The sequence below is a fragment of the Streptomyces sp. NPDC051582 genome, from assembly GCF_040681715.1.
Taxonomy (GTDB): Bacteria; Actinomycetota; Actinomycetes; order Streptomycetales; family Streptomycetaceae; genus Streptomyces.
The window spans coordinates 15,410-41,317 of the sequence record NZ_JBFAZJ010000001.1; the positions used below are offsets into that span (position 1 = coordinate 15,410).

The 25,908-nt window shown below is 72.5% G+C and carries 22 protein-coding genes; 13 read left to right on the forward strand and 9 right to left on the reverse strand.

Annotated elements, in window-relative coordinates; genetic code table 11:
• The first annotated feature begins 376 nt into the window (after positions 1 to 376).
• Complete coding sequence (locus AB0M92_RS00075; protein WP_366099819.1) at positions 377 to 1,150, forward strand: hypothetical protein; 774 nt, start codon at positions 377 to 379, stop codon at positions 1,148 to 1,150.
• A gap of 34 nt (positions 1,151 to 1,184) precedes the next feature.
• Here the strand turns inward: AB0M92_RS00075 and AB0M92_RS00080 are convergent, their stop codons facing one another.
• From AB0M92_RS00080 to AB0M92_RS00095, 4 genes are all read right to left on the reverse strand, one after another.
• Entirely contained in the window at positions 1,185 to 1,625 is a 441-nt protein-coding gene (locus AB0M92_RS00080; RefSeq protein WP_245236292.1) for a MarR family transcriptional regulator, read from the reverse strand.
• A gap of 160 nt (positions 1,626 to 1,785) precedes the next feature.
• On the reverse strand, positions 1,786 to 4,185 hold the full coding sequence (gene lon / locus AB0M92_RS00085) for an endopeptidase La (RefSeq protein ID WP_366099820.1): 2,400 nt from the start codon (positions 4,183 to 4,185) through the stop codon (positions 1,786 to 1,788).
• A 224-nt stretch (positions 4,186 to 4,409) separates the two neighbouring features.
• Positions 4,410 to 5,162, reverse strand: coding sequence for a DUF4097 family beta strand repeat-containing protein (locus AB0M92_RS00090; RefSeq protein ID WP_366099822.1), 753 nt, complete (start codon positions 5,160 to 5,162; stop codon positions 4,410 to 4,412).
• An 85-nt stretch (positions 5,163 to 5,247) separates the two neighbouring features.
• A complete protein-coding gene (locus tag AB0M92_RS00095; RefSeq protein WP_366099823.1) occupies positions 5,248 to 6,135 on the reverse strand; it encodes a sulfurtransferase in 888 nt (295 codons plus the stop codon).
• Positions 6,136 to 6,287: 152 nt separating this feature from the next.
• On the opposite strand from AB0M92_RS00095, the gene AB0M92_RS00100 reads away from it, so the two are divergent.
• From AB0M92_RS00100 to AB0M92_RS00115, 4 genes are all read left to right on the forward strand, one after another.
• Positions 6,288 to 6,788 carry a DUF6232 family protein gene (locus AB0M92_RS00100; protein WP_366099824.1) on the forward strand — a complete coding sequence of 167 codons (501 nt, stop codon included), beginning with the start codon at positions 6,288 to 6,290 and terminating at the stop codon, positions 6,786 to 6,788.
• The gene (locus AB0M92_RS00105) at positions 6,785 to 7,129 is read left to right on the forward strand and encodes a hypothetical protein (RefSeq protein ID WP_366099825.1); all 345 of its coding nucleotides are present in this window, start codon (positions 6,785 to 6,787) and stop codon (positions 7,127 to 7,129) included. Before AB0M92_RS00100 ends, AB0M92_RS00105 begins: the two co-directional genes overlap by 4 nt.
• Before the next feature lie 163 nt (positions 7,130 to 7,292).
• Positions 7,293 to 8,333 carry a hypothetical protein gene (locus AB0M92_RS00110; protein WP_366099826.1) on the forward strand — a complete coding sequence of 347 codons (1,041 nt, stop codon included), beginning with the start codon at positions 7,293 to 7,295 and terminating at the stop codon, positions 8,331 to 8,333.
• A complete protein-coding gene (locus tag AB0M92_RS00115; protein ID WP_366099827.1) occupies positions 8,330 to 9,850 on the forward strand; it encodes a hypothetical protein in 1,521 nt (506 codons plus the stop codon). Before AB0M92_RS00110 ends, AB0M92_RS00115 begins: the two co-directional genes overlap by 4 nt.
• 12 nt (positions 9,851 to 9,862) lie before the next feature.
• Here the strand turns inward: AB0M92_RS00115 and AB0M92_RS00120 are convergent, their stop codons facing one another.
• The gene (locus tag AB0M92_RS00120; protein WP_366099828.1) at positions 9,863 to 11,161 is read right to left on the reverse strand and encodes a hypothetical protein; all 1,299 of its coding nucleotides are present in this window, start codon (positions 11,159 to 11,161) and stop codon (positions 9,863 to 9,865) included.
• A 179-nt stretch (positions 11,162 to 11,340) separates the two neighbouring features.
• On the opposite strand from AB0M92_RS00120, the gene AB0M92_RS00125 reads away from it, so the two are divergent.
• Positions 11,341 to 11,955, forward strand: a complete 615-nt coding sequence (locus AB0M92_RS00125; protein WP_366099829.1) for a hypothetical protein — start codon at positions 11,341 to 11,343, stop codon at positions 11,953 to 11,955.
• A gap of 91 nt (positions 11,956 to 12,046) precedes the next feature.
• Complete coding sequence (locus AB0M92_RS00130) at positions 12,047 to 12,751, forward strand: hypothetical protein (protein ID WP_366099830.1); 705 nt, start codon at positions 12,047 to 12,049, stop codon at positions 12,749 to 12,751.
• Between the two features lie 12 nt (positions 12,752 to 12,763).
• On the opposite strand, the gene AB0M92_RS00135 is transcribed toward AB0M92_RS00130, so the two are convergent.
• On the reverse strand, positions 12,764 to 13,432 hold the full coding sequence (locus tag AB0M92_RS00135; protein WP_366099833.1) for a TetR/AcrR family transcriptional regulator: 669 nt from the start codon (positions 13,430 to 13,432) through the stop codon (positions 12,764 to 12,766).
• Between the two features lie 176 nt (positions 13,433 to 13,608).
• On the opposite strand from AB0M92_RS00135, the gene AB0M92_RS00140 reads away from it, so the two are divergent.
• The 4 genes from AB0M92_RS00140 (at position 13,609) to AB0M92_RS00155 (ending at position 21,625) form a co-directional block, all read left to right on the forward strand.
• Positions 13,609 to 15,384: a glycoside hydrolase family 3 N-terminal domain-containing protein gene (locus tag AB0M92_RS00140; protein WP_366099834.1), complete on the forward strand. Its 1,776-nt coding sequence runs from the start codon at positions 13,609 to 13,611 to the stop codon at positions 15,382 to 15,384.
• Positions 15,385 to 15,610: 226 nt separating this feature from the next.
• A complete protein-coding gene (locus tag AB0M92_RS00145) occupies positions 15,611 to 16,351 on the forward strand; it encodes a response regulator transcription factor (RefSeq protein WP_030153642.1) in 741 nt (246 codons plus the stop codon).
• Positions 16,352 to 16,416: 65 nt separating this feature from the next.
• A complete protein-coding gene (locus AB0M92_RS00150; protein ID WP_366100313.1) occupies positions 16,417 to 17,466 on the forward strand; it encodes an ATP-binding protein in 1,050 nt (349 codons plus the stop codon).
• A 259-nt stretch (positions 17,467 to 17,725) separates the two neighbouring features.
• Positions 17,726 to 21,625: a multifunctional oxoglutarate decarboxylase/oxoglutarate dehydrogenase thiamine pyrophosphate-binding subunit/dihydrolipoyllysine-residue succinyltransferase subunit gene (locus AB0M92_RS00155; protein ID WP_366099835.1), complete on the forward strand. Its 3,900-nt coding sequence runs from the start codon at positions 17,726 to 17,728 to the stop codon at positions 21,623 to 21,625.
• A gap of 653 nt (positions 21,626 to 22,278) precedes the next feature.
• Here AB0M92_RS00155 and AB0M92_RS00160 read toward each other — a convergent pair.
• The 3 genes from AB0M92_RS00160 to AB0M92_RS00170 all read right to left on the reverse strand — a co-directional run bounded on the left by AB0M92_RS00160 (position 22,279) and on the right by AB0M92_RS00170 (position 23,982).
• Positions 22,279 to 22,464, reverse strand: a complete 186-nt coding sequence (locus AB0M92_RS00160) for a hypothetical protein (RefSeq protein WP_366099836.1) — start codon at positions 22,462 to 22,464, stop codon at positions 22,279 to 22,281.
• A complete protein-coding gene (locus AB0M92_RS00165) occupies positions 22,464 to 22,685 on the reverse strand; it encodes a hypothetical protein (protein WP_366099837.1) in 222 nt (73 codons plus the stop codon). The genes AB0M92_RS00160 and AB0M92_RS00165 overlap by 1 nt, the downstream gene beginning before the upstream one ends.
• A gap of 112 nt (positions 22,686 to 22,797) precedes the next feature.
• Positions 22,798 to 23,982, reverse strand: a complete 1,185-nt coding sequence (locus AB0M92_RS00170; protein ID WP_366099838.1) for a helix-turn-helix transcriptional regulator — start codon at positions 23,980 to 23,982, stop codon at positions 22,798 to 22,800.
• Between the two features lie 89 nt (positions 23,983 to 24,071).
• On the opposite strand from AB0M92_RS00170, the gene AB0M92_RS00175 reads away from it, so the two are divergent.
• Positions 24,072 to 24,500: a hypothetical protein gene (locus tag AB0M92_RS00175; protein ID WP_366099840.1), complete on the forward strand. Its 429-nt coding sequence runs from the start codon at positions 24,072 to 24,074 to the stop codon at positions 24,498 to 24,500.
• Positions 24,501 to 25,109: 609 nt separating this feature from the next.
• Positions 25,110 to 25,802, forward strand: a complete 693-nt coding sequence (locus tag AB0M92_RS00180) for a hypothetical protein (protein ID WP_366099841.1) — start codon at positions 25,110 to 25,112, stop codon at positions 25,800 to 25,802.
• Positions 25,803 to 25,908: the final 106 nt, after the last annotated feature.

A 25,908-nucleotide genomic window follows, 5' to 3' on the forward strand; every position in this document is an offset into this window, starting at 1 on the left:
TGCTCGTGCTCGTCTACTCGTGTGGCCGAGGTAACGGCCGGTCAACAAGTAAACGCCCCCTGCCCCCTCGTACCGCCTCAGACCTTTGCAGTGTGTTGGGGAGAGAGCCTGACATCGCCCACCCGGCCACTCGAACGAGTGAACATCACGGATGAGTTGGCAACCAACTCGGCGGTGCCCCTTCAGAGCGCCGCCGTGGACGGGTGGTTGAAAGATCGGTGAGGGCTTTGGCACTATGCCCGCCCACATCCCCCGCGGGGCGGCCCCGGGCCGTTCCGGTCGGGTGGACGGGACGCTCGCGGCGAACCGCCGATTGGTACGGACTTTTCGGATCGGTGCGACCGGCCCACCGATGCGGGGCGGGCAGAATGTCCGCATGCGCATCGACCTCGCCTCGGCCCCCGGCCACCCGGAACGCCCCAACGAGGACTGGCTATCGGCGGCGATGCCCGCCACGGGCGGCGGAGTCCTGATCGCCCTGGACGGGGTCACTCCGCCGAGCGGCGAGGTGGGGTGTTCGCACGGCGTGCCCTGGTTCGCGGCCCGGCTCGGGGGCCGATTGACCGAACTGTCCGGATCGCGGCGGGACATGCCGCTGGGCCGGATCCTGGCGGAGTCCATCCGCGACACCGCCGACGCGCACCGCGAAACCTGTGACCTTTCTCACGTGCGGACCCCGCAGGCCACCGTGGTGATGGCCCGGTGGGACGAGGCGTACGTGGAGCACCTCGTGCTCTCGGATTCCGTACTGCTCCTCGAAGCGCCGGGCGGCGAGGTGACGGCGGTGCTCGACGACCGGCTGGACCGGATCCCGCGCGAGCTGCTGCGGACGGCCGCCTCGGCGGACGCGCTGCGCAACGCGGAGGGCGGTTTCTTCACGGCTGCGGCCGATCCGGAGGTCGCGGCGCTGGCGGTGACGGGCCGGACCCCGCGCGAGCGGGTCCGGGCGCTGGCGGCGCTCACCGACGGGGCGAGCCGGTGGACGGACACGTTCGGGGAGGGCGACTGGGCGCAGTGCCTGGCGGTGCTCCGCAAGGAGGGCGCGCAGTCCCTGATCGCCCGGGTGCGCGCCCTGGAGTCGGACCCGGCCCGCGCGCACGGGCGCGGCAAGCGCCACGACGACGCCTCGGCGGCGTACGCGGAGCTCTAGCGGGCGCCCGCAGCGCGGCGGCGGCCGCCGGCGGTTACTCCGCTCCCTGGTTCAGCTGGTGCAGGAGACGGGCGAGTTCGGCCACTTCCCCGCGGTCCCAGTCGGCGAGCTTGCGCATGTACTGCTCGCGCCTGGCCCCCCGTACGCGCAGGAACCGCTCACGGCCCTCGTCCGTGAGGCCGACCAGGAAGGCCCGGCCGTCGGCCGGGTCCGGTTCGCGCGCCACCAGCCCCAGCAGCTCCAGGGCCCGCAGCTGGCGGCTCATGGTGGCCTTGCCGACGCCGAAGTAGGCGGCGAGCTCGGTGGCCCGCTGCCGGCCCGCCGCCTCCAGCCGCACGAGCAGCCCGTACGCGGCCGGCTCCAGCTCGGGGTGGAGCGCGCGGGCCATCTCCCCGGACGAGGCCCTGGCGCGCCGGAGGAAGACGGACAGCTCCCGCTCCAGGGCAAGGAACTCCTGGTCTTCGCTTCCGTGCACGTCCGCTCCCATCGGTGGTGTCCTGAGCCACCAGTATTTCGCAGCCCCCCGCCGGCCACCCCGGGACCCCGCCGCACCGGCCCTGCGGGGAAGAACGGCGAAGCCGGCCTCCGGACCCGATGGGGGTCCCGGGGGCCGGCTTCGCCGCGAGGCGGACCGGTCAGGCGGCCGCGGTCACCGCGACGGCGTCCGCGTGGCTGAGGGCCAGTTCCAGGACCTGGCGCACGTCCGTGACCGGGTGGACTTCCAGTCCCTCCAGCACCTCGGACGGGACGTCGTCCAGGTCGGCCTCGTTCCGCTTCGGGATGATCACGGTGGTCAGTCCGGCCCGGTGCGCGGCCAGCAGCTTCTGCTTGACCCCGCCGATGGGCAGGACGCGCCCGGTGAGGGAGACCTCACCGGTCATGGCCACGTCCGTGCGCACCTGCCGCCCGGAGAGCAGCGAGGCGAGCGCCGTGGTCATCGTGATGCCCGCGCTCGGGCCGTCCTTCGGCACCGCGCCGGCCGGGAAGTGGATGTGCACGCCCCGGTCCTTCAGGTCGGCGACCGGAAGCTCCAGCTCCGCGCCGTGCGAGCGCAGGAAGCTGAGCGCGATCTGCGCCGACTCCTTCATCACGTCGCCGAGCTGTCCGGTGAGGGTGAGTCCGGCGGCCCCGGTCTCGGGGTCGGCCAGCGAGGCCTCGACGAACAGGACGTCGCCGCCCGCGCCGGTGACGGCGAGTCCGGTGGCCACGCCGGGGACGGCGGTGCGCCGCTCGGCGGGGTCCTGCGCGGACTCCGGGACGTGGTGCGGGCGTCCGATGAGCCCGCGCAGGTCGTCGGCGCCGATGCGCAGCGGCAGCGCCCGCTCCCCCAGCTCGTGCTGGGAGGCCACCTTGCGCAGCAGCCGCGCGATGGACCGCTCCAGGGTGCGCACGCCCGCCTCGCGGGTGTACTCCCCCGCCAGCCTGCGCAGGGCGTCCTCCTCCAGCACCACCTCGTCGGCGCCGAGTCCGGCGCGCTCCAGCTGGCGGGGCAGCAGGTGGTCGCGGGCGATGACGACCTTCTCGTCCTCGGTGTAGCCGTCGAGGCGCACGAGCTCCATGCGGTCGGCGAGCGCCTCGGGGATGGCCTCCAGGACGTTGGCGGTGGCCAGGAACACCACGTCGCTGAGGTCCAGCTCCACCTCCAGGTAGTGGTCTCGGAAGGTGTGGTTCTGGGCGGGGTCCAGGACCTCCAGCAGTGCGGCCGCCGGGTCCCCGCGGAAGTCCGACCCGACCTTGTCGATCTCGTCGAGCAGGACGACGGGGTTCATGGACCCGGCTTCCTTGATGGCCCGTACGATCCGGCCGGGCAGCGCGCCGACGTACGTGCGGCGGTGGCCGCGGATCTCCGCCTCGTCGCGGACGCCGCCGAGGGCGACGCGGACGAACTTGCGGCCCATGGCGTGCGCGACGGACTCCCCGAGGGAGGTCTTGCCGACGCCGGGCGGGCCGACGAGGGCCAGGACGGCGCCGCCGCGGCGGCCGCCGATGACGCCCATGCCGCGCTCGCTGCGCCGCTTGCGCACGGCGAGGTACTCGGTGATGCGGTCCTTGACGTCGCTCAGCCCGGCGTGCTCGGCGTCGAGGACGGCGCGGGCGCCGCGGATGTCGTACTCGTCCTCGGTCCGCTCGTTCCAGGGCAGTTCCAGGACGGTGTCGAGCCAGGTGCGGATCCAGGAGCCCTCGGGGGACTGGTCGCTGGAGCGCTCCAGCTTGTCGACCTCCTTGAGCGCGGCCTCCCGTACGTTCTCGGGCAGGTCGGCGCCCTCGACGCGGGCCCGGTAGTCGTCGGACTCCTCGCCGTCCTTCTCGCCGTTCAGCTCGCGCAGTTCCTTGCGTACGGCTTCCAGCTGGCGGCGCAGCAGGAACTCGCGCTGCTGCTTCTCGACGCCGTCCTGGACGTCCTTGGCGATGGACTCGGCCACGTCCTGCTCGGCGAGGTGGTCGCGCAGCCAGCCGATGGCCAGCTTGAGGCGGGCGACGGGGTCGGCGGTCTCCAGCAGCTCGACCTTCTGGGCGACGGTCAGGAACGGCGAGTACCCGGAGTTGTCGGCGAGCGCCGACACCCCTTCGATCTGCTGGACCCGGTCCACGACCTGCCAGGCGCCGCGCTTCTTGAGCCAGCTGGTGGCGAGTGCCTTGTACTCCTTGACGAGCTCGGTGACCGACCCGGGCAGCGGGTCGGGCAGTCGCTCGTCGACGCTCTCGCCCTCGACCCAGAGCGCGGCCCCGGGCCCGGTGGTCCCGGCCCCGATCCTGACGCGGCCGACACCGCGGATGAGCGCGCCGGGGTCCCCGTCGGAGAGCCGCCCCACCTGCTCGACGGTCCCGAGCACACCGGTGCCGGCGTACTTCCCGTCGACGCGCGGCACGAGCAGCACCCGGGGCTTCCCGCTGCGCACCGCCGCCTGGGCGGCCTCGACGGCCCCCCGCACCTCGGCGTCGGACAGGTCCAGCGGAACCACCATCCCAGGCAGCACGACCTCGTCGTCGAGCGGCAGCACGGGCAGGGTGAGCGTTACGGACGTCGAAGCCATGATCTTCCCTCCGGCAGTGAAGTTGAGCTATGCCGACTCAATGCATGTGCGCCCCCCAATGTTCCCCAACCCCCGTTCGCCCCCGGCGAACACCGGGAGCGCCCCCGCCACCACACCCGGTGCACATCACCGCTTCCAGGCCCGAGCCCTGCGTCGACCTCGCGCGATGCCGGCGGGCGTCGGCGGCGGGGCCTGCGGGATCAGCGGCGGCGGGGCCTGCGGGATCAGCCGGCGGGCCGGATGCGGATGTCGCCCGAGGAGGTCCGGATCGAGAGGCGGGACGGGGCACCGGGAGTGGCGGGGAGGATGTCGCGGGTGCCCGAGGTGGTGGCCGCGGTGATGTCGTACGGGGCGCGGGGGACGCTCAGGGTGACGTCACCCGAACCGGATTGCGCCGTCACCCCGGTCGGCGCGCTCGCGAACGCCAGGCGGGCATCGCCCGAGGAGGTACGGAGGTCCGCCGTGGGGGCGGTCAGGGCGGTGGCGGTGACCGACCCCGACGACGTGCGGACCTTCAGGGGGCCGCCGATGCGCTCGGCCCTGACGTCACCGGAGGAGGACGAGAGGTCCGCACCCGCCACCCCGCTCACCGAGATGCGGCCGCTGCTGCTCGCCAGCGTGACCGTGGCCGAGGCGGGGACCTCCAGGCGGTAGTCGACGCGACAGGATTCCGCGCATCCGTCCGTGAAGGTGAGCACGCCCCCCGACACCCGCCGGCCCGGCTTCGGCTCGGCGCCGCCGCGGTAGTGGACGGTCCGGCGGACCGTGACCCCGGGGCCCGCGCCGGGGGTCACCTCGACGGAGCCGCTTCCGGCGTCCTTCACCTCGACCGCCCTGACGGCCTCGGCCACCGTTTCGTCGGCCGTGGCCGTCCGCTGCTCGGCGTCCTCGAAGGAGCAGCCGTAGAGCAGCAGTCCGGCGGCCATGAGGACAACCACCGTCCGGCTGAAGCGGAATGACGTGATGTGGGAGGGCATGCGTTCGAGTCTGGTGTCCGACCCGCCCGGATTCGATGGGGGTCGTACCCCGGCTCGGGGTGGGGTTAGCCCCCGGTCGGAGCCCTCAGCCCGTGACCGCCGGGAGCTCCGGACGGCCGGCCCAGTCCGTCCAGGAGCCGTCGTAGACCGCCAGGCAGGAGTAGCCGGCGAGGGTGGCGCCCAGAGCGAGGACGCAGGCCGTCACGCCCGAACCGCAGCTGAAATACAGCCGCTCCCGCTCCCGCTCACCGGTCAACGCCGCGAACACCTCGCGGAGTTCCCCTGCCGGCCGCATCAGGCCGCCGTCCTGCTGGAGGTCCCCGAACGGCAGGTTCACCGCGCCCGGCATGTGGCCCCCGCGCAGCCCCGGCCGCGGCTCCGGGGCCGCGCCGGTGAAGCGTTCGCGCGTACGGGCGTCCAGTACGAGCGCTCCCGGATCGGCCAGGGCCTCCCCGACGGCGGCGGAGTCCACCAGCAGCCCCGGCCGCGGCCGGGCGGTGAAGGAGCCGCGCGGGCCCTCGTACGCGGGTCCGCCCGCCGCGACGGGCAGTTGGGCGGCGGTCCAGGCGGGCAGCCCGCCGTCCAGGACGGCCGCCCGGTCGAAGCCCATGGCGCGCAGCATCCACCAGGCCCGTGCGCTGGAGTAGACGCCGGCGCCGTCGTAGACGACGACCGTGCTCGTGTCGTCGACGCCGAGCGCGCGCAGGGCCTCCTCGAACGCGGCGGCTGCGGGCATGGTGTGCGGAGCGGGGGCCTCGTGGTCGGACAGGGCGCCGTCGAGGTCGAAGGGCCGCGCCCCCGGGATCCGCCGATCGGCGCCGCGGTGGGCGCCGACGGAGGCGTCGAACACGACGAGCCCCGGCTCGCCGAGCCGCCGGGCCAGCCAGTCCGCCCTGACCAACGGCCCGGGCAGCCCCTCCGGCAGCGGCTCGGGCCGGGCGGCAGCCTCTGCGGCAGGGCGGGTCGTGGTCATGCGGCACCTCCGGGTGGTCGGCGGGCCGAAGAGGTGGCGGCCCGTCGCGCACATCCTCCTACGAAGCGACGACACTGCAGCAAAGCTGCTTGCTGACAAGGGAGTTGGCGAGGATGCTGTGCCCTACATCAGAACATGGGGGGGGGAGCCGCATGGCCAAGAGTGTCGTGACCGACGTGGCCGTCAGCCGAAGAGTGCTCTGGATCGGCGCGGAGGCGTATCCGCTGAGCAACATCGCCCGGGCGACCACGGTCAGGGTCGATCCTCTGCGCGGACGGGCGATCGCACGTTTCGTGAAGTCCTTCCTGACGGTGGTCGTCCTCGCGTTCATCGCCCTCGTCGTGCTCCCGAACGGGTACCAGGACGCGGCGGCCGTCGTCGCGCTCGTGGTGATCGGCCTGCTCGTGGTGCAGTTGGGCGGCGTCATCCTGGCCAAGACGTACTACGCGCTGGTGATCGAGACCGCGGGCACGCCGAACACCGCGCTCGTCACCAACGACCTGGAGCTCGTCCAGGACCTCGTGCGCGTGATCATGGAGGCCATCGACAACCCGCAGGCCAGCTTCCACCAGCAGGTCACGAACTACATCGGCCAGATCGGCGACAACTTCCAGGTGTTCGGCAGGGACAACGTCGGAAAGGTGGGGAATTGAGCGGCACCGAGGACTTCCGGATCGGGCAGGTCGGCGACAACTTCCAGGTCTACGGGACGAACAACATCGGCAAGATCGGCACGCAGAACAACGCGCCTCAGGACCCGCAGGCGGCCCTCCAGGACCTGATCGGCCTGATCGAGGTGTTGCGGGGACGGGTCCAGGAGGACGACCGGGCGGTCCTGGAGGCGTCGCTGGACACCCTGACCGAGGACCAGGTGGAGCGCGGCGCGTTCCGCCGGGCCCTGGGGAGCGTCTCCGGGGTGGCCCAACTGGTCGGCGAGATGGGCCTCCCGGTGGCCGAGGCGGTCCGCCGGGTCATGGCTCTCTTCGGCATCTAGGGGGTGTCCGCGAAGCGGCGGCGTCCGCCTGCAGGGCGGGCGGGACTTCGCGGACACCCCTGGGGATCCGCTCTCAGAACGGCTGTTTTTCGACTCTGCTCCGGGCCCCGGGTGCCGCACCATGGCGGTCCCCGGGAGGCCGGGGCCAAGGCTTGGGGGAGCCGTGACGGAGACGACCAGCGAACAGCACGAACCGGCGGGGGAACCCGGGAGCGTCGTCGGGCCCGAGCACACGGACGGGCGGGGCGAGCGGAACGGCCGGACGGGGCCGGACGCGCGGGACGACCCCGATACCGCCACCGAGCCCGACCCCGACGCGGAGCCCGACGCGGAGCCCGAAACCGAGACCGCAACCGAACCAGCCGCGGAAGCCGAAGAGCCGGCCACGGAACCCGAACCGGACCCCGACCCCGAACCGGACCCCGAGGCCGGCCGTCTCCGGAGACGGGTCCGCGGACAGCTGCGGACGTTCGCGCTCGCCGCCGCCGGAGTGGCCCTCAGCGCCGTCGTGGCGGCGGTGGTCTCGGCGTACCTCGACATCTGGTCCGTACGCCGGCCTCCGCCCGGCGCCCCGCGCATCACGGCCGCCTCCGAGGTCTGGTGGGACCTGGTGCACGACCACCACCTCGTGAGGTCCGCGCCGGGCTCGGCGTACGAGAAGGAGGCGGGGGCCTTCGGCAGTGCCGAGGACACGCTCGCCCGCATGGTCACCGAAGGCGGGGCCGACTCGGGCATGATGCGGATCCGGCTGATCCTCACGAACTTCACCCGGACCCCCGCCACCATCACCTCCGTCCGGGCCCGCATCGAAAGCACCCGCCCCGCGCCCGCGGGGACGCTCTTCCAGTGCGGGGGACCCCAGGGAAGCTCCGAGCTCAGCCGCGTGACCCTCGATCTGTCCGCTCCGCAACAGCCCGCCGTGGAGCGGGACGCCGAAGGACGCCCGACGGGGCAGTACCCGACCACCGCGGTCCAGGTGGCGGCCCAGGGGGATCCGGCCTACTTCGACATCGAGGTCAAGGCGGCTGCGGCGGCGGGGCCGGCCGTCGCCTACGAGTTCGTACTCGACGTCGGCTACACGCAGGGGGACCGGCAGGAGCGCCTGCGCGTGGACCAGGCGGGGCGCCCGTTCGTGCTGGCCCAGGGGACCGAGGACTTGAAGCAGGGCTTCCGCTGCTCCAACGCCGGTTGGGCGCAGGCGTGAAGGGCGCCGGGCCGCGGGCTCGGCGCCGGACCGCCGTCACCGCGGCCGCCGCCGTCCTGGTCTTCGCCCTCTCCTCCGCCCTCACCGTCGCCCTGCTGCGCGGTCTGTTCCCCGGCCCGGACGGCCCCGGCCGCCATCGCATGTACGCGACCGGCGCCGTCCTCATGCAGGGCGACAGCCCCTGGACCGCCACCCTCCCGCAGCCCGGCCGAAAGCCGCCCGCCGAGCTGATGCGCGGCGCGCTCGGCTGCGTCCCCCTGTTCCGCTGGGCCACCGGGGCCCGCGCCGTCCCCCGCGGCCAGGTGACCCTGGCGTACTCCGTCGGGGCGTCCCCCTCCCGGGCCGCCGTGGTCCGCGGGGTGCGCGTGGTCAAGGGGCCCGCGATAGCCGTGCCGCGCGGCGACGACGTCGGCTGCGCGGGACCGACGGGCGACGAGCGGTGGGCGGCGGTGGGGGTGGCCCGCGGCAAACCCGTGCAGCCGGTCCGCCTCTCCCTGGACCGCACGGGCGCCCGTCAGGAGGCTCCGCTTGCGGTCCGGGCCGGGGGTACGGCCACCGGGCTGGTCACCGTCGCGACGGCCCACTGCACCTGCGCCTGGTGGCTGGAACTGGACGTGGAGGAGAACGGCAGGCCGGTCACCGTACGGGTGGACGACGACGGCCGCCCCTTCACGCTGGCACCGCCGGCGGCCGCGCTGTCCACCTCCGCCGACCGGGAGTTCCAGGTGTCCCGCCCGCTGTCGCGGGCCTACGGTGATCCGCAGCCGGCCCGGGCCGGGGTCTCCGTCGCCGCCACCCTCGTGCCGCAGCCCGACCGCTGGGAGGCCGAGTCCGACGCCCCGCAGGACCCGGCGGGCGCGGTCGGCGGCGAAGCGCTGCTCGGCGGCGTGGCCTGCCGCCGCATGTACGACTCCGTGCTGCGCGCCGGGGGCGTTCCGGCCGGGGACCAGGAACTCGATCTCCGGATCAGCGGTCCTCCCCTCGTGGAGGGGGCCGTCCTCAACGCGTCGGTGCGCCTGGAAACGGTCCGCCTCGATGCCGCGCGGCGCTACCGCTACTCCTGCGTGCGCGACGGCGAGGAGCCGGTCGCCCTCATCGACATGATCGGCATCCAGCGGCACCTGTTCCCCAACACCCTGCACGCGCTGGGCCCCTTCCCCAGCGGCTCGCTGAAGTACGACCCGAGCTGGAGTCCCGAGCGGGGCGTGGGCCTGGCGATGCCCCTCGCCCGGGACGAGGCGTTCGCCTTCGGCGAGGCGGGCCCGGACGGCCGGGGGACCTACGGCATCACCGCCGTCATCGCGCCCACGCAAGCCACGTACGGCATGACGGTGGAGGTGACGGTCACCCTGCCGACCGGCGAGAGCAGTTCGTTCACACTGACCGACCACGGCGAACCGTTCCTGCTCGGACCCGGCGGGACCGAGCTGAACCCGGTGCACCAGCAGGACCTCCGAGAGCCCTTCGCGGGCCCGCACGCCCGGTTCGACAAGAAGCTGGGCGAGAACACGTCCTGAGGGCCGGGACCCTCACGGGCAGTGGCCCGGCCGCGCGTAGACGGCGATCCGGGCGCCCCGGACCTCGTCCACCGAGCACAGGTCGAAGTGCGAGGCCAGCGTCTGGCGTTTGACCGCCTCGCGGGGGTACGGGTCCAGCGGCTGGTCCGCCGGGTCCAGGAGGGCCACGACCCGGGGGGCGTCCACCAGGCGGGTCCGGATCTCCGCGGTCGGGAGCTCCGTTCCCTGGAGGCTGCGCGAAGCGGCCGGGGTGCGGTCCAGGGCCAGGTCGCGCAGGCTCCCGTACAGCCGCGGCGAGGAGAGCAGCCACTCGCGCCGCCGCGAGGGCAGGAAGAGCACGGCGTCTCCCGGCCGGGCCCGTTCCCCCACCGCGGCGGCCACCGCGAGCACGTCGTCCTTGCGGCTCTCGGGGGTGCGCAGCTCCAGCGACCACCACCCGAACGGCACCAGCAGGGCGGCCACGAGCACCCGGGGCCACCAGCCGCGCGCCGCCGCGAGCCGGGTTCCGGCCAGCAGGGCGAGGCCGGCGAGCGCGTAGAGCACGTACCGGTCCACGTACCAGGGGTGGACGAGGGAGACCGCCATCAGCAGGCCGGGCGCCAGCATGGCCAGCGGCAGGGCGACCCGGACCAGCTCCCGCGGCAGCGCCGGGCTCCGCGCGAGCAGCAGCGAGACCGCCGCCACCACCGCGTACGCCGCCCAGTCCCGCCAGCTCGGCCTTCCGAGCCAGCCCAGCTGCTGCTCCGCCTGCCGGGCGCTCACCGCGGCCAGCGGCAGCAGCAGGGCCACCACCGCGGCGGCGCTCCACCGCCAGCCGCGGGAGCGCCGCGCGGCGACAGCGTGCGCGAGGAGGGCCAGTACGGCGAACTCGTGCAGCCAGCAGCCCAGCAGCAGCACCGCGCTGTACGCGATCCAGCGCTCGCGCAGCATCAGGTACGTGGCCCACACCACGGCGGCCGCGACGAGGGCGTACGAGCGGCCCTCCTGGGCGTACATCTGCACGGGCGGCAGCACCGCGTAGGCCGCGCCGGACCACAGCGCCGCCCGCTCCCCCGCGAGCCGGTGCGCGACGGCGGCCACGCCGGCTGCGGCGAGGGCGGTGGCGGCGACGGAGGGCAGGCGCAGCGCCCACAGGCCGCCCGCACCCGGCCCGCCGCCCGGCCCGGCTCCCCCGCCGTCCCCGACCAGGAACACCGCGTGCATCAGCAGGTAGTACAGCCCGTGGACGGCGTCGACCTGCCCGAGCAGCTCCGCGATCGAGCCGAGGGGCCGGTGAGCGACCTGCCAGGTGACGGACTCGTCGCGCCACATGCTGCCGCGGCCGTCCGCGCCGGCGCGCTCCAGGCCCCAGAGGCCGAGGAGGACGGCGAGCAGCGGCGGCAGCCAGCGCCAGGCGGCGGTGCGGCGGATGTCGTCCTCCTGGTGCTTTCCGTACGGGTGGTGGCGACTCCATACTCGGGGGTCGGCCCGATGACCTCCGGGGGTGGGGTGTGCGCGCGTTCCGAGCGGTGGCGGCGGTGCTGCTGAGTGCGGTGGTCCTGGCGGGGTGCGGTGCGGGGGGCGGCGGGTCGGAGGAACCGTCCGGGAGTCCCCCGGCGGGTGGTGCCGGCAACGGTACGGCGACCGCCTCGGCCCCCGCTTCGGCGCAGCCGCCTTCCGGGTCCGCGCCCCCGGGCGCGACGGACCCCGCGCCGGGGAAGCCGTCCGGCGCCCCGAGCGGCCCCTCCGTGCCCGTCTCCCCCGGTCCCTCCTCGGCCCTGGAGCGCCTGGTCACCGTCACCCGCAGCGGCGGCTACGCCGGGAAGACGACCAGCCTGCTGGTCAAGGGCGACGGCTCGTGGACCCGGCTGGACGGGCAGGCCCGCCCGGCCGGCAGCGGGAGGTTGCCGGCGGACCGGGTGGCGAAGCTGCGCACGGCGCTCGCGCAGGCGGACCTCGCGCACCTGCCGAGGATCCCGACGGGCGGCCCGGCGGTCTTCGACGGGTTCCTGTACGTGTTCGTGGCCGACGGCCACGAGGTGGCCGTCGACCAGCGGTCCCTGACCCCGGGCCTGCACGATGTCCTGGCCGCGCTGCCCCCGTTCGAGGCCGACCCGTCGCGTTGACTTTGCCCGGACCCGGCCGTTGACTGAAAGAGGAGCGACTGCTGCAGCGGAGGTCCGCCGAGGGGGGCACCCCCGAGAAAGGTCGCGGCCCATGTATCGCAGACGTCCGAGCGTGCGGGCGCGCACGTTCCCCGTCCTCGCGGCGCTCGCGTTGTCCCAGTTCCTCGCCGTGGGCGGATTCTCCGCCCAGGCTTCACCGCCGCCGCCGCCGGCCAAGGCCGTGGCGGCGGCTCCGGACTTCACCTGCCTCACCTCTGACGACCCTTACTGGCAAGGCTGCCGCAAGGGGTTCGGGGAGGGCTGGGCCGCGGGCGCGAAGTGCAAGCCGAAGCCCGCGCCGGACTACGGCGACCCGTTCAACCGGTTCCGCCACGGGTACGCGGACGGCTACAGCGAGGGGTACGACGGCGGGCTCCGGGAATCCGGCTGTCCTCCGCTCCACCCGATCCCCGCGGACCCGCCGCCGCCGCAGACGCCGCAGGTGCCGCCGAAGGCGGACCCCGCTCGGGAGCAGAAGCGCGCGCAGGCCGAGGTCGCCTGCGCGGCCAGGATCCCCGCGACCACGACGGGCGAGGACAAGAACCGCGTCATGACGGCGTGCATGGCAGAAGCCGGGTTCCCCGACTACAAGCCCCCCGCCATCGGCGACCCCGCCACCGAACAGAAGCGCGCCCAGGCCGAAGCCGCCTGCGCGGCCAGGATCCCCGCGACCACGACGGGCGAGGACAGGAGCCGGGTCCTGGCGGCGTGCATGGCGGAAGCCGGGTTCCCCGGGCACACCCAGCACACGCGGTGACGCGGCCCGCCCCTAAGGTGCGGCCGCCGGCGGGCCCAGGCCCGTTCCCGATGCCGAGATCCCGCGCAGCTGCCGGTCCAGGTACGCGTGCAGCAGGTTCGGCATGTCCACGGCCCCGGGGGCCAGGACCCACTGGATCTGGAGGCCGTCCATGACGGCGAGGGTCTCGCGGGCGAGGGCCTCGCAGTCGGTGCCGGGCCGCAGTTCGCCCCGCGCCACGCCCGTCTCCAGCAGCCGGACGTTGTGGGCGAGCACCCGGGCGTAGCGCCGGACGAAGTACGCGTGCGCGGGGTGCCCGGGGTTTGCGGACTCGCCGACCAGCGTGTTGTACATCCGTACGAGGCCGGGCCGGCGGGCGTTGTCCGCGGCCAGGGCGACGAGGGTCTCGTAGTACGCGGCGACGGACCGGGCCGGCTCGCCGAACAGCCGCTCCACGTCGTGCTGCTCGCTCTGCGCCAGCACCGACAGCAGCAGCTCCTCCTTGCCGCGGAAGTGGTGGAGCAGACCGCCCTGGGTGATGCCGCAGTCCTGGGCGATGCGGGCGAGCGAGGAGGCGTTGAAGCCCCACTGCGCGAAGTGCTCCACCGCGGTGTCGAGGATCTTGCGGCGGCGGGCGTCGCCCACCGCGTAGGTGCCGCGGCCGGCGGCCTTCGGGGCTTCCGCCTCCTGGTGCTGTGCCATGCGAACCACCCTAGGGGGTGTCCCTTCCCGGCCCCGGGCGTGGTGATCCAGGTCACTTTTCCAAAACCTAGTGGGTACTAGGTTTTCGCGTCTACGGTGGTGCGCACCCTCCCCGGAACCGCACCGCACCGCACCGCACCGCACCGCACCGCACCGCACCCAGGAGCCGTACGCCGATGAACGACGCCACGCCGCCCGCCGCCATCCCCCCGTACAAGGACGCCGCCCTCCCCGTGGACGAGCGCGTGGCGGACCTGCTCTCCCGCATGACGCCGGAGGAGAAGGCCGGCCAGCTCTTCCACTCCATGCTGATGATGAATCCGGACGGCACCCCGGTCACCGAGACCGACGGCTCGATGCTCCCGTTCACCACCCCCGAGCTGATCGGGGACCGGCACATCAGCCACTTCAACCTGCTCGGCACCTACGGCGCCCGCGAGATGGCCCAGTGGCAGAACGCGGTGCAGGAGATGGCCGCGGCCACCCGCCTCGGCATCCCGGTCACCCTCTCGACCGACCCGCGCCACGCCTTCACCGACAACGTCGGCGCCTCCTTCAACGCGGGCGCCTTCTCCGCCTGGCCGGAGGCGCTGGGTCTGGCCGCGATCGGCGACCCGGAGCTGGTCTTCCGCTTCGCGGACACCGTCCGCCGCGAGTACCTGGCCGTCGGGTTCCGTGTCGCCCTGCACCCGCAGATCGACCTGGCCACCGAACCCCGCTGGGCCCGCCAGACCGGCACGTTCGGCTCCGACGCACGGCTCACCTCCGAGCTGGTCCAGGCGTACGTACGGGGCCTCCAGGGGCCCCGGCTGGGCCCCGAGTCCGTCTCGGCGATGGTCAAGCACTTCCCCGGAGGCGGCCCGCAGAAGGACGGCGAGGACCCGCACTTCGCGCACGGCAAGGAGCAGGTCTACCCGGGCGGGATGCGCGAGCACCACCTGGAGCCGTTCAGGGCGGCGATCGCCGCGGGCTGCGCGCAGATGATGCCGTACTACGGCCAGCCGATCGGCACGGACTGGGAGGAGGTCGGCTTCGGATTCAACAAGGGCGTGGTCACGGGGCTGCTCCGGGAGGAGCTGGGCTTCGAGGGGATCGTCTGCACCGACTGGGGGCTGCTCAACGATTCCTCGATCTTCGGCGAGACCCATCCGGCGCGGGCCTGGGGAGTGGAGCACCTGACCGTCGCCGAGCGGGCGGCCCGCGCGCTGGACGCCGGATCGGACCAGTTCGGCGGGGAGCAGTGTCCCCAAGTGATCGTGGAGCTGGTGCGCTCGGGCCGGATCCCGCAGGAGCGGATCGACGCGTCGGTGGCGCGGCTGCTGCGCGAGAAGTTCGTCCTGGGCCTGTTCGAGAACCCGTACGTGGACCCGGACGCGGCGGCGGAGATCGTCGGCCGGGCCGATTTCGCGGCGGCGGGGGCGGCGGCCCAGCGCCGCTCGCTCACGGTGCTGACCAACCCGGGCGGCCTCCTGCCGGCCTCCGGGGCCCCGAAGCTGTACGTGGAGGGCGTGGACGGGGCCGTCGCGGCCGGGTACGGCGAGGTCGTCGCCGACCCGGGGGCCGCGGATCTGGCGGTGCTGCGGCTGCGCACCCCGTACGAGCCGCGGGAGAACGTCTTCGAGTCGTTCTTCCACTCGGGGTCACTGGCCTTCGCCGAGCCGGAGCTCTCCCGGATCCTGGCCCTGCTGTCCCGCGTACCCACCCTGGTCTGCATCAACCTGGAGCGGGCGGCGGTGATCCCGGAGATCGCCGAGCGGGCGGCGGCGCTGATCGCGGACTACGGCGCCGAGGACTCCGCACTGCTGGACGTGGCCTTCGGCCGGGCCGTCCCCGAGGGGCGGCTGCCCTTCGAGCTGCCGCGGTCCATGGCGGCGGTGGAGGCCTCGCGGCCGGACGTGCCGAACGACACGGTCGACCCCGTGTTCCCGTACGGGCACGGCCTGCCCCTGTAGGGGGTCGACAAAAAGGTCGCCACATGCGCGCGGTGGCTGATGATCACCGCGCACCGGGTGGCCGTTCCGTGGGGGGACGGCCACCCGGCATCACCGCCCATATCCGCATTCCCGCCATAATCGGAACCACAGGTTCCGCACGTTTCCCTGTCCGAACCCCGCATAGCCGCAGGCCGGTGCCTCCTCTACGCTGCACCCCTATCACGCGGATCTTCAGGGGCGGGACATGGAACAGACACACACCACCCACGGCGGAGCCGCGGCCACCCCAGGCGCTCAGCGGCGCGTGCTCGTGGTCGAGGACGATCGCACGATCGCCGACGCGATCGCGGCCCGGCTGCGCGCCGAGGGTTTCCAGGTGCAGGCCGCGTTCGACGGGCCGGCCGCCGTGGCGGCGGCCGAGAGCTGGCAGCCCGAGCTGCTGGTCCTCGACGTCATGCTGCCCGGCTTCGACGGCCTTGAGGTCTGCCGCCGGGTCCAGGCACAGCGGCCGGTGCCGGTACTGATGCTGACCGCGCGGGACGACGAGACCGACATGCTGGTCGGGCTCGGGGTCGGCGCGGACGACTACATGACGAAGCCGTTCTCCATGCGCGAGCTCGCGGCGCGGGTGCACGTACTGCTGCGGCGCGTGGAGCGGGCCACCCTGGCCGCCACCGCCCCGCGCGGGGCCACCCTGCGCCTGGGCGACCTGGAGATCGACCACGCGCAGCGGCGGGTCCGGGTGCAGGCCGAGGACGTGCACCTGACGCCGACCGAGTTCGACCTGCTGGTCTGCCTGGCCGGGACCCCGCGGGCGGTGCTCTCCCGAGAGCAGCTGCTCGCCGAGGTGTGGGACTGGGCCGACGCGTCCGGGACCCGTACGGTCGACAGCCACATCAAGGCCCTGCGCCGCAAGATCGGGGCGGAGCGGATCCGTACGGTCCATGGCGTCGGGTACGCCCTGGAGACCCCGGCGCAGGCGTGAGCACCGGACGCGATCGAGAGCGCGGCGTCAGCCGCTCCGGCGGAGCCGGTGCTCGCACCGGAGGGCTGCGGCCCTTCTCCCCGTTCTCGATCAAGACCAAGCTGGGCACGCTCGTCGTGGTCTCGGTCTTCATCACCACGGGCCTGTTGATGGTGGCGGTGCGCACCAGCACGGAGTTCCGGTTCATCACGGTGTTCTCGGTGATCGCCTCGATGCTGATCACGCAGTTCGTGGCGCACGGCCTGACGGCGCCGCTGGACGAGATGACCACGGTGGCCCGGGCCATATCCGACGGGGACTACACCCGCCGGGTGCGGGCCGGGCGCCGCGACGAGCTGGGCGACCTCGCCTCCACGATCAACCTGATGGCGGACGACCTGGAGGCGGTGGACCGGCACCGCAAGGAGCTGGTCGCCAACGTCTCGCACGAGCTGCGCACGCCGATCGCGGCGCTGCGCGCGGTGCTGGAGAACGTGGTGGACGGGGTCTCGGCCGCCGATCCGGAGACCATGCGCACGATGCTCAAGCAGACCGAGCGCCTGGGCCGGCTCGTGGAGACCCTGCTGGACCTGTCGCGGGTGGACAACGGGGTGGTGCCGCTGAAGGCCCGCCGCTTCGAGGTGTGGCCGTACCTGTCGGGGGTCCTGAAGGAATCGGGCCTCGCGGCCGCCGGCCGGCCGGGGCTGCTCTCCGGTTCGGGCGGGCACACGCGCAACGACGTTCACCTGCATCTGGACGTCTTCCCGTCCGGGCTGACGGCGTACGCGGACGCCGAGCGCCTGCACCAGGTCGTGGCGAACCTGATCGACAACGCGGTCAAGCACAGCCCCCCGCACGGCCGGGTCACGGTCCGGGCCCGGGAGGGCGAGGCGCCCGGGAGCCTGGCGCTGGAGGTGCGCGACGAGGGCCCGGGCATCCCGGAGGCCGAGCGGCACCGGGTCTTCGAGCGGTTCAACCGGGGCAGCGCGAACGGCGGCGACGGGGGCACCGGACTGGGGCTGGCGATCGCCCGCTGGGCCGTGGGCCTGCACGGGGGGCATATCGGGGTGGCCGAATCGTCACGCGGCTGCCGCATCCTCGTCACGCTTCCGGGCAGCTCCCCGGCGTCACATTGACGTAGGGTTCGAGTGCGTAGGACATGATCTCGGCCACACGTGCCCGGGGTCCGTCAGGGGTGCGAAGCCATGGGGGCCGCAACCACGCTGCCCCCTACCCGAACCAGGCTGGTTTCCCGCCATTCAGACCGGCGAAACCCGCCGTTCGGTGTGACCTACATGACGTATCTCCCGCCCGGTCTGCATGCACCGGCCGGGGAGGCGTAGCCTTTATTCCCGCTGTCCATACCTTGTGAAGCGGAAGAGGGCGGTTGCCGCCGTGTCGCCACAGTCCCCCAGTAACCCGAGCACCACGACCGAAGCAGCAGAGGGCGGGAAGAACCCTGCCTCAGGCTTCGGTGCCAACGAGTGGCTCGTCGACGAGATCTATCAGCAGTACCTCCAGGACCCGAATTCGGTCGACCGGGCCTGGTGGGACTTCTTCGCCGACTACAACCCGGGGGGCGCTGCGTCTCCGGTGAAGCCGGACGAGCCCAAGAAGTCCCCGACGACGGACGGCGCCTCCGCACAGGCCGCCGCCGCCACTGTCGCCCCGCAGGTCTCCGACGCCGCCGCCACGGGGGCGGCGAGCGCCGCCGCGCCATCTCCTGCCGCCGCGCCCACGCCTGTGTCAGCTCCTGCCCCTGCTCCTGCCACCCCCTCTGGTGCCCCTGCTGTGACTGTCACCTCCCAGGCCCAGGCGGCCACACCGGCCGCCGCCGCCCCTCAGGCCCCGGCTCCGGCCGCCGCGCCCGCCGCCGCCCCCGTCGCCGCCCAGAAGGCCGCGCCCGCCGCCGAGGCCCCCGCGGGCCCCGAGCTGGTGACGCTCCGCGGCCCGGCGGCCGCCGTGGCCAAGAACATGAACGCCTCCCTCGACGTCCCGACGGCCACGTCCGTCCGCGCCGTCCCGGTGAAGCTGCTGTTCGACAACCGCATCGTCATCAACAACCACCTGAAGCGCGCCCGGGGCGGGAAGATCTCCTTCACGCACCTGATCGGCTACGCGATGGTGCAGGCCATCAAGGCCATGCCGTCGATGAACTACTCCTTCGCGGAGAAGGACGGCAAGCCCACCCTGGTCAAGCCGGAGCACGTGAACTTCGGCCTCGCGATCGACCTGGTGAAGCCCAACGGTGACCGCCAGCTCGTCGTCGCCGGCATCAAGAAGGCCGAGACCCTCAACTTCTTCGAGTTCTGGCAGGCGTACGAGGACATCGTCCGCCGCGCCCGCGTCGGCAAGCTGACGATGGACGACTTCACCGGCGTCACCGTCTCGCTGACCAACCCCGGCGGCCTGGGCACCGTCCACTCCGTGCCCCGCCTGATGCCCGGACAGTCGGTCATCATGGGCGTCGGCTCCATGGACTACCCCGCCGAGTTCCAGGGCACCTCGCAGGACACCCTGAACAAGCTGGGCATCTCGAAGGTCATGACCCTGACCTCGACCTACGACCACCGGGTCATCCAGGGCGCGGCCTCCGGCGAGTTCCTGCGCATCGTCGCGAACATGCTGCTCGGCGAGAGCGGCTTCTACGACGACGTCTTCGAGGCGCTGCGCATCCCGTACGAGCCCGTCCGCTGGCTCCGGGACATCGACGCCTCGCACGACGACGACGTCACGAAGGCCGCCCGCGTCTTCGAGCTGATCCACTCCTACCGGGTCCGCGGCCACGTCATGGCCGACACCGACCCGCTGGAGTACAAGCAGCGCAAGCACCCCGACCTCGACATCACCGAGCACGGCCTCACCCTGTGGGACCTGGAGCGCGAGTTCGCGGTCGGCGGCTTCTCCGGCAAGTCGATGATGAAGCTCCGCGACATCCTCGGCGTCCTGCGCGACTCGTACTGCCGCACCACCGGCGTCGAGTTCATGCACATCCAGGACCCGAAGCAGCGCCGCTGGATCCAGGACCGCATCGAGCGCCCGCACACCAAGCCGGAGCGCGAGGAGCAGCTGCGCATCCTGCGCCGCCTGAACGCGGCGGAGGCCTTCGAGACCTTCCTGCAGACGAAGTACGTCGGCCAGAAGCGCTTCTCGCTGGAGGGCGGCGAGTCCGTCATCCCGCTGCTCGACGCCGTCATCGACTCGGCCGCCGAGGCCCGCCTCGACGAGGTCGCGATCGGCATGGCCCACCGCGGCCGCCTGAACGTGCTCGCGAACATCGTCGGCAAGTCGTACGCGCAGATCTTCCGCGAGTTCGAGGGCAACCTCGACCCGAAGTCCATGCACGGCTCCGGCGACGTCAAGTACCACCTGGGCGCCGAGGGCACCTTCACGGGCCTGGACGGGGAGCAGATCAAGGTCTCGCTCGTCGCCAACCCCTCGCACCTGGAGGCGGTGGACCCGGTCCTGGAGGGCGTCGTCCGCGCCAAGCAGGACGTCATCAACAAGGGCGGCACGGACTTCACCGTCCTGCCCGTCGCCCTGCACGGTGACGCGGCCTTCGCCGGCCAGGGTGTCGTCGCCGAGACCCTGAACATGTCGCAGCTGCGCGGCTACCGCACCGGCGGCACCGTCCACGTCGTGATCAACAACCAGGTCGGCTTCACCGCCGCCCCGGAGTCCTCGCGTTCCTCGATGTACGCGACCGACGTGGCCCGCATGATCGAGGCGCCGATCTTCCACGTGAACGGCGACGACCCGGAGGCCGTGGTCCGCATCGCGCGGCTCGCCTTCGAGTTCCGTCAGGCGTTCAACAAGGACGTCGTGATCGACCTCATCTGCTACCGCCGCCGCGGTCACAACGAGTCGGACAACCCGGCGTTCACGCAGCCGCTGATGTACGACCTGATCGACAAGAAGCGCTCGGTGCGCAAGCTCTACACCGAGTCCCTCATCGGTCGCGGCGACATCACCCTGGAAGAGGCGGAGCAGGCGCTCCAGGACTTCCAGGGCCAGCTGGAGAAGGTCTTCGCGGAGGTCCGCGAGGCCGCCACGCAGCCCGCCGGCGCCCCGGTGCCGCCCGCGCAGACCGCGCAGGAGTTCCCGGTCAAGGTGAACACCGCCATCTCGCAGGACGCCGTCAAGCGGATCGCCGAGTCCCAGGTCAACATCCCGGACCACGTCACCGTGCACCCGCGCCTGCTGCCGCAGCTGCAGCGCCGTGCCGCGATGATCGACGACGGCACCATCGACTGGGGCATGGGCGAGACCCTCGCCTTCGGCTCGCTGCTGATGGAGGGCACCCCGGTCCGGCTGTCCGGCCAGGACTCCCGCCGCGGTACCTTCGGCCAGCGCCACGCGGTCCTCATCGACCGGGAGACCGGCGAGGACTACACCCCGCTGCAGTACCTCTCGGACGAGCAGGCCCGCTACAACGTCTACGACTCGCTGCTCTCCGAGTACGCGGCCATGGGCTTCGAGTACGGCTACTCGCTGGCCCGCCCGGACGCGCTGGTCCTCTGGGAGGCCCAGTTCGGTGACTTCGTCAACGGCGCGCAGACCGTCGTCGACGAGTTCATCTCCTCTGCCGAGCAGAAGTGGGGCCAGACGAGCGGTGTGACGCTGCTCCTCCCCCACGGCTACGAGGGCCAGGGCCCGGACCACTCGTCCGCGCGTCCCGAGCGCTTCCTCCAGATGTGCGCGCAGGACAACATGACGGTCGCCATGCCGACCCTGCCGTCGAACTACTTCCACCTGCTGCGCTGGCAGGTCCACAACCCGCACCACAAGCCGCTCATCGTCTTCACCCCGAAGTCGATGCTGCGTCTGAAGGCGGCGGCGTCGAAGGCGGAGGAGTTCACGAACGGTTCGTTCCGTCCGGTCATCGGCGACTCGACGGTGGACCCGAACGCGGTCCGCAAGGTCGTCTTCTGCGCGGGCAAGGTCTACTACGACCTGGAGGCCGAGCGGGAGAAGCGCGGCGTCACGGACACCGCGATCATCCGCATCGAGCGGCTGTACCCGCTGGCGGGTGCCGAGATCCAGGCGGAGATCGCCAAGTTCCCGAACGCGGCGAAGTACATCTGGGCGCAGGAGGAGCCGGCGAACCAGGGCGCGTGGCCCTTCATCGCCCTCAACCTGATCGACCACCTCGACCTGGCGGTCGGCGCGGACGTCCCGGCGGGCGAGCGCCTGCGGCGCATCTCGCGCCCGCACGGCTCCTCCCCGGCGGTGGGCTCGGCGAAGCGCCACCAGGCGGAGCAGCAGCTCCTGCTGAACGAGGTCTTCGAGGCGTAAGCCTCACGGTCCGCCCGGAAGGCCCGGCACCCCGATGGGGGGCGCCGGGCCTTCCGGCGTCTACGGGCGTTCCGGCTGCCGACGGGCGTTCCGGCTGCCTACGGGCGTTCCGGCTGCCTACGGTGCTTCGCTAGCGGCGGCATCCCCTTGGGCGGGGTCGGCCCGCGAAGGCGGTGGCTCCGTGGGCGGCATCCCCGTACCCCGCATCAGGGAGGGCTTGGGGGTTTCCCGTCAGTCCCATCGTCTCTCCGGGCCGAGCCGCCCCGTCAAGGGCGCTCCCTGCGGTCGCGTCGCTGCGCGATGGCCTCCGGCCACCCTGGACAGAGCGCCCCGGCCCGGACATACGAAGACTGCCGGGAACCCCCCAAAAGAACGGCACGGGGCAGAACGCCATGAGCGGGCGGATCAGGGAGCATCTGCCGGGTCCCCGGGGGGGGGGGGGCGGCAGCCGGGCGAGCCGCACCACCAGCCGCACCCCCACCCGGGCGGCGGACCTTCCTGCACGAAACAGCGCCCAGCAGCCCATCAGGGGCCCCGTGACGCGTCAGATCGCCACGAGCTCCCCACCAACGGCGTCCGACGCCCGTCCTGGGCTGGACATAGGCCGCCTCGGATCGCCGGGCGGCTGAGGTGACCTGGCGTCAATCAGCCCGTCACGGGCCGGTCGTGGATCGGGCGCGGAGTTCGGGGTGGTGGCGCATGATCAGGACGTTCATGTCGCTGACGCGCGAGCGGTCACGGTCCACATGGGCCTGGAAGCGGGCCACGACGTGGGCGGCGCACTCGGCGCAGGTCTCCGGAGGGACCGGCAGCCGCGGGAACAGATCGGCCACCTCCATTACACGGCCTCGATGTTGGCCACGGCCGTGGAAATCTCCCGCCCGGACGGCCCCCGCACGTAGGCCAACTGCACCCAGCGCTCACGGACCGGAGTATCGGAAACGTCCTCCCGGACCACCGCCATGAGCACGCCCTCGACACCGGACGCGATGTCGCGCACCCGCTTGCGGAGCAGCTCGTGAGGGAGGTCCTCGAAAGAACGGGGTACTGCTTCATGCATCACGGGGTCTCACTCCCTGCCTCGTCTGCCGGTGGTGAGACGAGTGTGGGAGCAGGACAAGGCCCCGACTATCACGACATATTGATAGCCGGGGCCGATGGTTCACGCAGCGTTACGCGCCGAGCCAGGAGCCGTACGACAGGAAGGAATCGGGGAGTTGCCGGCGGGCTGCTTCCAAACCTGCGTACGTCTCACGGACGGTCTGGTGATATCGAGCCTGCTGCGGTGCGGACTTCCTCGCCCTGAGCAGGTTGTGGAACGAGGCGTCGAGGTCGCCAGTCCACATCTGCGCTCGGGCCAGCTCCGCGTAGTGGTGCGATCTACGGGACTTGGGCCAGTCGGACGGGATCGTCACGGTCCGGCCCGCTTGCGCGGCCTGACCGTACTCGTCGAGCTCGGCAAGCACGCTCACCCTGTGCACGGCAACGTTCGTCGGCCCGAACGCCAGCCAGTACGTGCTGACCGCCTCCCCCGTGCCGGCTGCGATCCGCTCAGCTTCGGAGAGGTGCCCCTCGGCCCGACCGCCGTCCTTCGACCGGCCGGCCATCACCGCCGCGCCGAGGTGCAGCTGCCCCGTCACGACCTCCCGTTCCCGTGACGGGTCCGCCTGCGCCAGGGTCCGCAGTCCGAGGTCTACCAGTCGCTCGCCGGTGCGGTACTCGCCGTCCCTGAGGTAGGTGAGCGCACGCATGTACCGGTACATGCCGCCGAAGACGGCGTCGGATGCCCGCTCCGCCGCCCAGTCCATACGGGCCAGGGCCAGCGCGGCGAGGTCGTAGTAGCCGAGCTTGCTGGCGACGTCGTATGAGGTGCGGTACAGGCTGGCCAGCAGCAGCCACCGTTCCCGACCGGGCAGCGCGTGGGCTGCCGTGGTGGCCTCTTGGATGAGACCGGGGAGCCGGCTGGCAGTCTGCTTGATCTCCCCGGCTCGGACCGCGACGAGGAGTGCCTCGGCATCATCGTTGAGGAGCGGGTGGGCTCGCGGACTGATGTCCGGGTCGGCGCCGAGGTCGTACACATCGAGGGCCTGGCGAATCGGCCGGATCAGGATGTCCAGTTCGTCAGCACGCAGTTCGGTGGCATACGGCTGCCCGGTGATCGTGTCGACAGACACCCGAAGAGCGCGGGCAACGGCGGCGATCAGGTGCGGGCTGGCCGGAATGACGCCCTGTTCGGTCTTGGTGTACGTGCTGTACGGAACCTGGGAGAGGTCCGATACCGCCTGCTGGGTGAGGTGGCGTTCGAGACGCAGGCGTTTCATGCGCGCGCCGGTGTGGTCGTTCGATAGAGAGTGCATGCTGGCTCCCGTTCAGACTCGACATCTGAACGGTACCGGCACATGGCGAAATCCCCTTCTCGGTCTACGTGCCGGGCCGGCTCTCGCGAGTGGCGTGGGGCGATGCGCGAACGGGCGTCGATGCGTTGAGCGACTTGGGCTTGTGGCTCGGTGAGCTGGCGGTCTTCGATGCGACCGTCGCGGCTGTTCCGTTCCTGTGGGATCTCGCCACGGCCGACTCGGTCAACAGCCGGGCCGCAGTGATCGAGCTGCTGCGAGCGATCCTCGAACATGACAATCCTCCGCAGATCGAGGTGCAGCTGGCGGCTCACTGCGCCGTGCTCACCGGCAGGAGCATCGTGGGCGCGCTGGCCACCGGCTCGGATCCGGCGGCACGTGCGGCGGCCCATGCGCTGGGGCAGCGATCGACAGCCATACCTGCGAGGCCTGCCGTCCAGCCTGACGGCGGTCGAATGGACACACCCTTTGGGCGCTCAGCCCCGGACGGGCGTCGGACGCCGGCGATGAGGAGCGCGTAGCGATCTGACGCGTCACCGGGCTCCTGATGGGCTGCTGGGCGCTGTTTCGTGCAGGAAGGTCCGCCGCCCGGGTCGGGGTGCGGCTGGTGGTGCGGCTTGGGTGGGTGCCGCCCCCTGGAGCGGGCCGCCGATCCCTGATCTGCCCGCTCCTTGCGCTCTGACCCGTGCCGTCCTTTGGGGGGTTCCCGGCAGTCCTTGTCTTTCCGGGGTGGGGCGGGCGGTCAAGGGTGGCCGTAGGCCATCGCGGAGCGACGCGACCGCAGGGAGCGCCCTTGACGGGCCGGCCCGCGCCGGAAGGACGATGGGACTGACGGGAAACCCCCAAGCCCTCCCTGATGCGGGGTGAGGGTGTACCCGCCCACGGAACCACCGCCCGGCGGTTAAGACCCCGTGAGCGAAGCCCCGCCAGCGAAGCACCGGCCTCACGACCGGGTGTCCCGGGGCGTTGATGATCTTACCGATTCGTGACGCGCCCCTTGCGGGTCGCTCACAACTCCCCTTCTGCCTCTAGCGTGTTCGTACATCCCCGAGTGCGACCGGTCGGCGCGAGCCGCAGCTGATACCGGTTCGATCCCAGGGAAGCCCGAAATTTCGTGAGAAGGCGGAACAATGACGGTCGAGACGCTTCCCCTCTGCGCCTACCCGGAGTGCACCCACCACCCCGAAGCGCCGACGCCCGGCAACCCCGAGCCCCGGTACTGCGCTCACCCCGACCACAACGCGCTGGGCGCGTTCCGCACGTTCCGGGCCAAGCGGCAGCAGCGCAAGGACGAGAAGCGTCAGGCGGCCGAGGACAGGAAGGCGGCCGGGACGGCGGCCGCCGCGGACGCCCTTGCCGTCGAACCGACGACGGCGGGTGCGGAAGGGTCCGGCCCCCGTGCCGACCTCGTGGCGCTCCTCTCCCGGCTGTCGGCGGACCTGCCGGGCTACATCGAGGAACTGGCCCTCATCACGGACTCGGCCGCCGCCGAGGAGCGCATCCGGGCCGTGACGCAGGCCGCGGCCCAGCGGAGCCTGGACGCCGAGCAGCGCACCGCGCTGGCGGAGGAGGCCGCGGACATGGCCGTTGCCCAACTGGACGTGGCCAAGCACCGGTTCGAGGTGGAGGCGGACCAGATCCGCCAGGAGGCCGCGCAGCAGGTCGCGGACGTGGCGTTCGTACGGGCCGAGCTGGAGCGCTACCGCGAGCGCGTCGCCCGGCTGGAGGAGCGGCTCGACACGGTGCGCGAGGAGGCGGACGCCGCCCGCCGGGAGCGCAGCGAGCTCGCGCAGCAGGCCGAGCAGCACCGGTGCGGGGTCTGAGATCCGGCAACTCCGGCTGGATTGCAGGTCAATGCGACGACTCGCCAGAGGTCCACCCGACCCGACGTGCCTCACGTGTTCTCAGGCCCGTCCCCTCACACCATCA